Here is an 8,911-nt window from a genome sequence, read left to right as displayed (position 1 = left end):
CGCTGCCCCGCTGGACGACACTGCCGATGCCACTGATGACGTCGCTGAAGCTGTAGTCGTCCGAACGGGCGAAGGCGAGGGTCGAATGGACCGTGATGTCGTTGGCGATGCTGCCCGTGGTGCCGCCGTCGCCGATCTGCAGCGTGCCCTGTTCGATCGTGGTGCCGCCGGTCTGTGCGATGCTGCCGGTCACCACCAGAAGGCCGGTGCCGGTCTTGATCAGGCTGCCGACGCCGCCGATGCGGCCGGCGAAGACGCCGTCCACCGCCTGGTCGAAGGCGACGGCGGCATTGTCGACGATGTCGCCGATCAGGCTCAGGCTGTCGCCGATCAGGGTGCCGCCCGAGACGGTGGTACCGCCGCTATAGCTGTTGGCGCCGGTCAGCACGAGATAGCCTTCGCCGCTCTTCAGCAGGCCGCCAGTGCCCGACAGAGCGTCGTCGACGGTGAAGACACCGTCCGCATCGGCGATATCGAAGCCGCCGCCGTTGCTGCCCAGCGTGATGCTGCGATCGGTCGCGGTGTAATCGGTGCCGGCGATGCGCAGGATACCGCCGTCGAGAGTGAGGCCGCCCGCGGCGTCGCCCAGCGCCGTATCATGGGAGACCTGGAGCGTACCGCCGGAGATCCGCGTGCCGCCGGCATAGGAATTGATGCCGTCCAGCACCAGGAGGCCGCCGTCGGTCTTGTCGATGCCGCCGCTGCCCGAGATCGGGGCGGAGATCAGCGCGGTCAGCCCGCTGTTGACCTGGACCGACGCCAGGGTCGAGGTCTCGAGCCCGCCGTCGGTGCCGGCGACCAGGCTGTAGCCGTCGGCATAGAAGCTGAGGCCGGTGAAGGCCTGGCGGCCTTCGATCGTCACCGTGCCGCCGGTCACGCCGAAGGCGGCATGGGCGCCGGCCCAGGCCGAGGTGATCGAGCCCGCCTCGTTGGTCCAATTGGTGAAGGTCGAATCCCAGGTGCCGCTGCCGCCATAGACGGTGTCATGCGGGGTCGGCACCGTGCCGTTCCAGTAATAGACCGCTTGGTCGCCGAAGCCCGCGACATGCAGGAGGACATAGGAGGGATTGCTCGAATCGACGGTGAGGCCGCTCGCCGTCACGTTGGACGGAATGCTGCCGAGGGTCAGGCCCTGGTCGTCGAGCGCGCCGGCATAATCGAACAGGCGGTAGATGCCGGGGGCGAGCCGGTCGTTCGCCGCGTTGAAATCGATCACGCCGTCGAGGGTGAGGTCCCCGTTCACGACCACGAGATCGTTGACCCCGCCGCCGATCACGCCCGGCTTGCCGAGGTCGAATTCGATGAAGGAGGCGGGCGAGAGATAGAGCGAGCCGACGGTGAGCGTGCCCGCCCCGCCGTCACCCGGCGAGAGGGTGCCGCCGTTCTCGATCGTCACGGGCGCATCGATGGTGCCGCTGCCGCCGAGCGTGCCGCCGGAGGCGGCCGTGACGGGGGCGGTTTCGGCCAGGCGACCGTCGACCAGCAGGTCGCCGCCGGTCACGCGGGTCGAGCCCAGGGTGCTGTCGCCGGTCAGGCGCAGCGTGCCGCCGGTCACCAGGAGCCCGCCGAAGCTGTTGTCGCCGGTCAGGTCGAGCCAGCCGCTGCCGGCCTTGGTCAGGGTGCCGGGGCCGGTGATGTCGTTCTGCCAGCTGTCATATTGGCTGAAACCGCCGTCGGCGGCGTTCATGGTCACCGTGACGTCGCTGTCGAAGGCGCCATAGCCGTCGGCCGCGGCGAAAAGGTTCAGGCGTTCCCAGTTCTGGTAGTCGAGCAGGGCATCGCCCGAGGCAAGCGAAGTGGTGCGCAGCACTTCGCGGAGCTGCGCGGTCGAGAGATAGGGGAAGCGGGTGGCGATCAGATATTCGGCGCCGTCCGGCACCACCATGGCGACGCTGGTGTCGAACAGGCCGGTGAAGCCGTAGGTCAGGCGGTAGGTGTAATCCGCCTTGTTCTTGTCGTGGTTCGAAAAGATGTCCTGGTCGGGATCGGCATGGGCGCATTCGGCCGCCGTCGCGCCGCATTTGTCGGCGAAGTAGTTCTCGAGTTCCGTGTGGCCGAGGTCGAAGCCGATCCGGGTCAGCGGATTGGCCAGCAGTTCGGCGACATTGGCTTCCGAGATGATGCGGCCGCCGATCACGTCGAGCGGATAATGCACGCCGACGACGATGCGGTTGTTCCCATATTCGGAGGCCCGGGTCAGGATTTCCTGATAGCGCTCGGGGAACATGTAACCGAGGGCGAGCAACTGGGTATAGGCGAAGGTCGTGTGCCCGCTCGGATAGGAATAGCCGCCGCCGCTGGAGCCATCTGCCCGCTTGACCTGGTCGCTCGCCTGGAAGGGGCGGGGATTCTGGAAGTATTCCTTGGCGATCGGTGCCGAGAGCACGGTGATGTAGGAGCCGAGCAGGGCGCTCGCGGTCGACGGCAGGTCGATGCTGAAGAGCCCGGTCGAATCGAAGGCGGCGGCAAAGATCGGGCCGAGCACCGGGCCGAACGCGTCCGAGAGTTCGATGATGGTCTGGTTGTTGTCGTCTTCGACCGCGCGCTTTTCCTGCTCGGCCGTCCGGCTGTTGGTGACATCGATGACGATCTGCAGGTTGCGCGCGATGACCTCCGGGTAATTGTCGCGCAGCGTGTTGAACTGCTCCAGCAGCTTGATCGCATCGGCCGCCCGCGCGGCAGGAATCTGACCGCACAGCAATGCCACCATGGCGGTTGCAAGCAGACCTCGGGACGAACGACGCATGACGGGACTCCACCGGAACATGTATCGACAAAGCTGTCGGTAGGCCGGGGACGGTAAAAAAAGTTCGCGTCGGTCTGGTGACAGTCCGGTGAAATTCGGCTGGAAAATCTCCCCAAAGTGGCGTCATCAAAGCGCAATGCAAGGGTGGCATTGATGCCCTTTCGGGTATTGCGGACCGGAGTGGCGTTGCATGGCGGGCGTGGACGGGGCAGGGGAGCAGGCGGCCGATTTGGCCGGGCTTCTGCTCGCCCGCGGCGTGCTGCCGGCCGAGACGTTGGCGCGTGCCCGCACGGTCGAGGCCGAGACGCGTGAATCCCTCGGCCTGGTACTCACCCGCCTCGGCCTCCTCTCGGAGGAGAGCCTGGCCGCCACTCTCGCTGAAGCGCTCGGCCTGCCGCTGGCCGAACCGTCGCATTTCCCGGCGGCGCCGGTGCTGGCCGAGCGGCTGGGGGCGCGTTTCTTGCGCCGGGTCGGGGCTGTGCCGCTCGCCGAGGCCGGTGATACGCTGGATGTCGCCTTCGCCGATCCGCTCGATGCTTTCGCCCGCACCGCCATCGCCTTCGCGGCGGAGCGGGTATTACGCCCTCATGTCGCCCGCGCCGGCGATGTCGAGGCAGCACTCGACCGGCTCTATGGTGCTGCGGAGGGGGACGGGGCCGCGGGCAGCGAGGGGGCGGACGACGCCGATCTCGAGCGCCTGCGCGATCTCGCCAGCGATGCGCCGGTGGTGCGCTTGGTCAACGGGTTGATCGCCCGCGCGGTCGAGGCCGGGGCTTCAGATATTCATCTCGAACCGGCCGAGGACGGGCTCAAGCAGCGCCTGCGCATCGACGGCGTGCTGATCGAGCGCGAGACCCTGCCGGCCGGGCTGCGGGCCAGCGTCGTCTCGCGCATCAAGGTCATGGCCGGGCTCGACATCGCCGAGCGCCGGCTGCCCCAGGACGGCCGCCTGCGCCTCGCGGTGCGCGGCCATGACGTCGATTTCCGCGTCGCCACCGCGCCGGTGATTCACGGCGAGAGCGTCGTCCTGCGCATCCTCGACCAGTCGCGCCTGGCACTCGATTTCGCCACCCTCGGCTTCGCGCCGGGGCTGGAGGCGGCGTGGCGGCACCAATTGGCGCGGCCTCATGGCATCGTCCTGGTCACCGGGCCGACCGGCAGCGGCAAGACCACCACGCTCTATGCCTCGCTCGCCGCCCTGAACGGCGAGGAACGCAAGATCCTGACCATCGAGGACCCGATCGAATACCGTCTCGCCGGGATCAGTCAGACCCAGGTGAAGCCCAAGATCGGCCTCGACTTCGCGGCCGCCCTGCGCGCCTTCCTGCGCCATGATCCCAATGTGATGATGGTGGGCGAGATCCGTGATCTCGAAACCCTTCAGGTGGCGATCCAGGCGGCGCTGACCGGCCATACGATCCTCTCGACCCTGCACACCAACGATGCGCCGAGTGCGGTCACCCGCATGTTGGACATGGGGGCGGAACCCTATTTGATCGCCTCGACCGTGAATGCCGTGATGGCGCAGCGCCTGGTGCGCCGGCTCTGCCCCGCCTGCCGGGCGCCGGACCCGGCGGGGGCGGCCGCCTTCGCCGTGATGCGTCCGGAAGGTCCGCCGCCTTCGCGCCCGCATCGTCCGGTCGGCTGCCATGCCTGCAACGGCAGCGGTTTCAAGGGCCGAATCGCCATCGCCGAACTCCTGCCGGTGAGCGAGGCGATCGGCCATGCCGTGCTGGCCCGGGCCGAAGCGGGCGAGATCCGCCGCCTCGCCCTGGCCGAGGGCATGCGCGCCATGCTCGACGACGGGCTCGACAAGGCGGCGGCCGGCGAGACCACGGTCGACGAAGTCCTGAGCGTCACGCGGGAGGGCTGAGAGCATGGCCACTTTCCGCTACCGCGCCGTGGTGCCCGCGACCGGCGAGATCCGCCGGGGCGACACCCGCGCCGCCGACCGGCGCGGCGCGATCGAAGCCTTGCGTGCCGCCGGCCTCGTGGTGATCGAGGCGGAGGAAGCGGTGGCGGCGGCACCGGCCCGGCTGCGCCGGTCCGCACGCCTGCGCCGGGCGCTGCCCGACGCGCTCGGCCAGCTCGCGGCCCTGCTCGACGCCGGCCTGACGCTCGACCGCGCCCTCGCCCTGCTCGCCGAGAGCTGCGAGGAACCGGGCCTCGGCGCCGCCTTCCTGGCCCTGCGGGAAAGGGTGAAGGCCGGCACCTCGGTCGCCGCCGCCATGGCCGAGGCGAAGGGCGTCTTTCCGCCCGCCGCCGTCGCCCTGGCCGAAGCGGGGGAGAGCGCCGGTGCGCTCGGCCCGGCACTCGGCCGCCTGGCCGAGGGGCTGGCGCGGGAGGAGGAACTGCGCCGCACCCTGACCTCGGCCCTGTTCTATCCGGCCCTGCTCCTGGTGGTCGCGGGCGGCGTCGTGCTGCTCATGCTGCTCGTCGTCGTGCCGCAGTTCGAGGATCTCTTCGCCGATCTCGGCGGGGACCTGCCGGTCATGACCCGGATGGTGGTTGCCGCCAGCCATCTGCTGCGCGATTTCGGCCCTGTCGCCCTGGTGCTGGCGATTGCCGGTGTGGTCCTGCTGCGCCGCCGCCTGGCCCGCCCGGAGGCAAGGGCGGCGATCGACGCCCGGCTGCTCCGCCTGCCGGTGCTCGGGCGCCTGATCGCGGTGGCGGAGACGGCCCGCTTCGCGCGGAGCCTGGGCACTTTGGCGGAGAGCGGTGTCGCCCTGCCGGCGGCGCTACGGATCGCCGGACGGGTGATGGCGAACAGTGCCATGGCCGCCAAGGTCGAGGCGGTGGCGACCGGCCTCGGCGAAGGCGCCGGCCTGGCCGGACCGCTCGCCGCGGCCGGCATTTTCCCGCCCCTCGCCATCGGCTTCATCAAGACGGGGGAGGAGACGGCCCGGCTCGGCCCCATGCTGCTCCGCCTCGCCGACGTGCTCGAGCGCGAGACCCGGGCCTCGACCACCCGCGCGCTTTCCCTGCTCACCCCGGTGGTCACCATCGTCCTCGGCGTCGTCGTCGCCTTGGTGATCGCCGCCCTCATGTCCGCCGTCCTCGGCATCAACGATCTCGCGCTGCAATGACCCGAAACGACAAGGCCCGGCGTCAGGCCGGCTTCACCCTGATCGAGCTCCTCGTGGTGCTCGCCATCCTCGGCCTGCTGGCCGCCGTGGTCGGGCCCCAGGTGCTGAAATACCTGGGCTCGTCACGCAGCCAGGCGGCGCGGGTGCAGGTGCAGAACATCACCGCCGGGCTCGAGCTCTACCGCCTCGACACCGGCCGCTACCCGAGCGATGCGGAAGGCCTGGCCGCCCTGATGGCGGCACCGGCCGCGGCGCCCGGCTGGAACGGCCCCTATCTCCGCCGGGCCGAGGGGCTGCGCGATCCCTGGGGCCGGCCCTATCTCTACAAGATGCCGGGCGCCCACGGCGAAGCGGACGTCTATACCCTCGGCGCGGACGGGGCGGAGGGCGGCACCGGCGAGGACCAGGATGTCGGCAACTGGTGAGCGCGGGGCGACGCTGATCGAAATGCTCGTGGTCTTCGCCATTCTCGCCCTGACCGCGGCCATCGCGGCCCCCGCCATGGACCGGGCGCTGGGCCGGGGCGGCCTCGCTGCGGCCGAAGCGAAGCTCGGCGCCGACCTCCGCCTGCTGCGGGGCGAGGCGCTGCGCCGGGGCGTGCCCGAGGTCCTGACCCCGGGCGGCACCGCCTATGACGCGGGCGGGCGCCGCCGCGACCTCGGCCGGGGCATCACCATGGCCGGTCCCGCCATCGCCTTCTTCCCCGACGGATCGGGTAGCGGCGGCACCGTGACCCTGAGCCGCGGCGGCCAGAGCGTGGCGGTCGCGGTCGACGGCGCCACCGGGGCGGTCCTGCCGTGAGACGGCCGGCATCCCAGGCGGGCGCCGGGCTGGTCGAAGTGCTGGTCGCCCTGGCGCTGGTCGCGGGCGGCCTCGCCCTGCTGTTCGGTACCGGCGGCGACGGGGCGCTGCGCCAGCGCCGTGCCAACGATGTTCAGGCCGCCCTCCTGGTTGCCGAGTCCAGGCTGGCCGCCGGCGTGGCAGGACCGCTGGCGGCCGGCCGGGTCGACGGACGGGAAGGGCCGCTCGTCTACAGCGTCACCACGGCGCCTTACGGCGTGGCGCAAGGCAGCGCCGCCGGCCGGCTGTGGCTGGTCACGGTGAGCGTCGGCCGGCCCGGGGGCACGCCGCTCGCCAGCCTGAGGAGCCTTCGCCTTGGCCCGCCCTGACGCTCGCCGCCAGCGCGGCCTGAGCCTGCTCGAGAGCCTGGTCGCCCTGGCGGTGACCGGGCTGTTGGCCGGCCTCGCCCTCGAAGGCGTGGCGGCGGCGCGCCGGCTGGTCGAACGGGCCGGCCGCCAAGCCACGGTCGCCGAGCGGATCGAGGGGGCGCAGATGGCGCTGCGCCGCCAGCTCACCCGGGCCTTTCCGGAGACGCGCACGGAGGACGGCATCGTCTTCACCGATTTCGACGGGGCGACCGACCGCCTGGCCTTCGTCGCCGCGCCACCGGCGGCGGCGGGACCGGGACCATTGCAGAAATTCTCCCTCTTCCTCGACGGCGCGGGCGCACTGGTATTGGCGGCGGCGGGGACGCGACAGGTGCTGCTCGACCATGTCGCCCGCCTCGACCTCGCCTATGCCGACGACCGGGGGCAATGGCAGGCGGGCTGGCGGCATCGTTCGGAACTTCCGGCGCTGATCCGCGTCGGGCTCGATTTTCCGGCGGGTGACGGGCGCTGGTGGCCGGGCCTCCTGATCCATCCGGCGATCGGCCTCGATGCCGACTGCGTGCTGGCCGACCGCGGCACCGCCTGCGAGGGGCGCTGACCATGGACGTGAAAGCGCTTCTCGCCATGGACATGACCACCCTGGGCCGCCTGTTGCGCCGGGGTTGGGAAGCCTGGACGGCGGAACTGATGGCGGCGCTGCCGGCTCGTTTCCGCCATGCGTCCGGGCCGGTGATCGCCGCGTTGAAGGACGGCGGGCTGGTCTATCGCCGCCAGGGCCGGCCGGCCGCGCCCACGGCGACGGCACTGGCCGCCGTCCCGGCGGAGGCCGTGTTGATCGGCGAATTCGACTATCCGGTGCTGGCGCCGGACGACCTGCGCCAGGCGCTCGCCCTCGATCTCGACCGGCTGACGCCGTTCCGGGCCGAGGAAGTCGCCTTCGACGTCGAGATCCTGGCGGGACCGGAGCGGCGGGGCGGCATCGGGCGGATCGCCCTCGGCCTGGTCCGGCGGCGTGACCTCGACGGTCTCGCGGCGGCCTTCGCGGCGCGCGGCTGCCAGCCGTCCGGCTTCGTCCTGGTCGAGGAGGGGAGCGGACAGGTCCGCTTCGCCTTCGGCGGCAGCGTGGCCAGGCCCGCGCCATCCAGCCGGCTGCTGCCCTGGCTCCGCCTCGCGGTCGGTCTCTTCCTGCTGCTCGACCTCGCTCTCGTGGTCGAGCGGGACCGCCAGTCACTGGCCGAATTGCGCGCCGCGGTCGAAGCCGAGCGGCCCCTGGTCGAGCGCGCCCGCAACCTCCGCGCCAAGATCGAGGCGGAGGAGGCGCGGCGCCGGGCGTTTGGCGCCGGCGGGGCGGCCGCCACACTGGCGCTGCTCGATGAGGTCACCCGCCTGCTGCCCGACGGCGCCTATCTCGAACGGTTGAGCGTCGACGGCGGGCGCCTCCATCTGGCTGGACGGGCGCAGGATCCGGGGGGCCTGCCGGCACTGCTGGCACAATCGCATCTGTGGCGCGGGCTGAGCCCGGCACCGGCGGGGCCCGGGCAATTCGCCTTCGACGCCAGCCTGGGAGCACCGCCATGAGGCCCCTTCAGGCGAGAGAACGGCGGGTGCTGGCCCTCGGCCTGGCGGCGGCGCTGGTCGTGCTGCTGGCCGGTTTCGTGGTGATCCCGCTGATCGCGGGCTTCGGCGAGCGGGCGGTGGAGCGGGACGCGCTGGAGCGCGAAGCCGCCGCCGGCCGGCGCCTGCTCGACGGCCTGCCGGCGCTTCGCGAGGCGGCCCGCCGCCAGGCAGAGACGGCGGGCAGCTTTGTGCTCGCCGGGCCGGAGGGCGGCGCCGCGCTGGAAACACTGGTGCAGGCAAGTCTGGCGGCAGAGGGCATCGCAGGCGGGGAAGCCGCTGCCGAAGCCCCGGCG

9 protein-coding genes are annotated in these 8,911 nt (G+C 71.5%); 8 read left to right on the top strand and 1 reads right to left on the bottom strand.

All coding sequences use genetic code 11. The features are described from left to right. The coding region (locus WC493_RS20350) for an autotransporter-associated beta strand repeat-containing protein (protein ID WP_373067959.1) at window positions 1-2,746 on the bottom strand (2,746 nt) is incomplete at its 3' end. Between the two features lie 190 nt (window positions 2,747-2,936). On the opposite strand from WC493_RS20350, the gene WC493_RS20345 reads away from it, so the two are divergent. From WC493_RS20345 to WC493_RS20310, 8 genes are all read left to right on the top strand, one after another. Beyond that, complete coding sequence (locus WC493_RS20345; protein WP_373067957.1) at window positions 2,937-4,619, top strand: GspE/PulE family protein; 1,683 nt, start codon at window positions 2,937-2,939, stop codon at window positions 4,617-4,619. A 4-nt stretch (window positions 4,620-4,623) separates the two neighbouring features. Further along, the gene (locus tag WC493_RS20340; protein ID WP_373067955.1) at window positions 4,624-5,832 is read left to right on the top strand and encodes a type II secretion system F family protein; all 1,209 of its coding nucleotides are present in this window, start codon (window positions 4,624-4,626) and stop codon (window positions 5,830-5,832) included. Then, window positions 5,829-6,257, top strand: a complete 429-nt coding sequence (gene gspG / locus WC493_RS20335) for a type II secretion system major pseudopilin GspG (protein ID WP_373067953.1) — start codon at window positions 5,829-5,831, stop codon at window positions 6,255-6,257. The genes WC493_RS20340 and gspG overlap by 4 nt, the downstream gene beginning before the upstream one ends. Next, the gene (locus tag WC493_RS20330) at window positions 6,241-6,633 is read left to right on the top strand and encodes a GspH/FimT family pseudopilin (RefSeq protein ID WP_373067951.1); all 393 of its coding nucleotides are present in this window, start codon (window positions 6,241-6,243) and stop codon (window positions 6,631-6,633) included. The genes gspG and WC493_RS20330 overlap by 17 nt, the downstream gene beginning before the upstream one ends. Further along, on the top strand, window positions 6,630-7,001 hold the full coding sequence (locus WC493_RS20325; RefSeq protein ID WP_373067949.1) for a hypothetical protein: 372 nt from the start codon (window positions 6,630-6,632) through the stop codon (window positions 6,999-7,001). The genes WC493_RS20330 and WC493_RS20325 overlap by 4 nt, the downstream gene beginning before the upstream one ends. Then, the gene (locus tag WC493_RS20320) at window positions 6,988-7,599 is read left to right on the top strand and encodes a type II secretion system protein J (RefSeq protein ID WP_373067947.1); all 612 of its coding nucleotides are present in this window, start codon (window positions 6,988-6,990) and stop codon (window positions 7,597-7,599) included. The genes WC493_RS20325 and WC493_RS20320 overlap by 14 nt, the downstream gene beginning before the upstream one ends. Before the next feature lie 2 nt (window positions 7,600-7,601). After that, a complete protein-coding gene (locus tag WC493_RS20315) occupies window positions 7,602-8,579 on the top strand; it encodes a PilN domain-containing protein (protein WP_373067945.1) in 978 nt (325 codons plus the stop codon). After that, window positions 8,576-8,911: hypothetical protein (locus WC493_RS20310; RefSeq protein WP_373067943.1), on the top strand; the 336-nt coding region annotated here is incomplete at its 3' end. The genes WC493_RS20315 and WC493_RS20310, both read left to right, overlap by 4 nt.

The sequence above is a fragment of the Zavarzinia sp. genome, from assembly GCF_041650655.1.
In the GTDB taxonomy this organism is placed as follows: Bacteria; Pseudomonadota; Alphaproteobacteria; order Zavarziniales; family Zavarziniaceae; genus Zavarzinia.
Note: the sequence above shows the minus strand (reverse complement) of the source record. Positions and strands in the feature narration are given on the sequence as shown.